This window comes from Micromonospora sp. H61 (assembly GCF_018070325.1).
Taxonomy (GTDB): Bacteria; Actinomycetota; Actinomycetes; order Mycobacteriales; family Micromonosporaceae; genus Micromonospora; species Micromonospora salmantinae.
On record NZ_JAGPXY010000244.1, the window covers coordinates 1 to 606 of the forward strand.

Sequence of the window (606 nt, forward strand, 5' to 3'; positions counted from 1 at the left end):
AGCCTTGAGGACCCGCGTCGCCCTGCGGGCCTTGGGCACCGGTCGCGCCTTGAGCACCCGTGTCGCCCTGCGTGCCCTGCGCGCCGGTCGCGCCTTGGAAGCCTTGAGCACCTTGAGCACCGGTGTCGCCTTGCGTGCCCTGAGCACCGGTGGCGCCTTGGACGCCTGGAGCGCCCGTGTCGCCCTGCGGGCCTTGAGCACCGGTGGCGCCTTGTGCGCCTGCGTCGCCTTGTGGGCCTTGGGCTCCGGTGGCGCCTTGAGCGCCTGCGTCGCCCTGCGTGCCCTGCGCGCCGGTGGCGCCTTGGAAGCCTTGAGCACCTTGAGCACCGGTGTCGCCTTGCGTGCCCTGAGCACCGGTGGCGCCTTGGACGCCTGGAGCGCCCGTGTCGCCCTGCGGGCCTTGAGCACCGGTGGCACCTTGGACGCCTGGAGCGCCCGTGTCGCCCTGCGGGCCTTGAGCGCCGGTGGCGCCTTGTGCGCCTGCGTCGCCCTGCGGGCCTTGAGCGCCGGTCGCGCCTTGTGCGCCTGCGTCGCCCTGGGCACCTTGGGCTCCGGTGGCACCTTGTGCGCCTGCGTCGCCCTGCGGGCCTTGAGCGCCGGTGGCGC

1 pseudogene is annotated in these 606 nt (G+C 74.4%); it reads right to left on the reverse strand.

Annotated elements, in window-relative coordinates:
* Positions 1–543, reverse strand: a pseudogene (locus KBX08_RS33405) (hypothetical protein); the annotation flags it as partial.
* Positions 544–606: the final 63 nt, after the last annotated feature.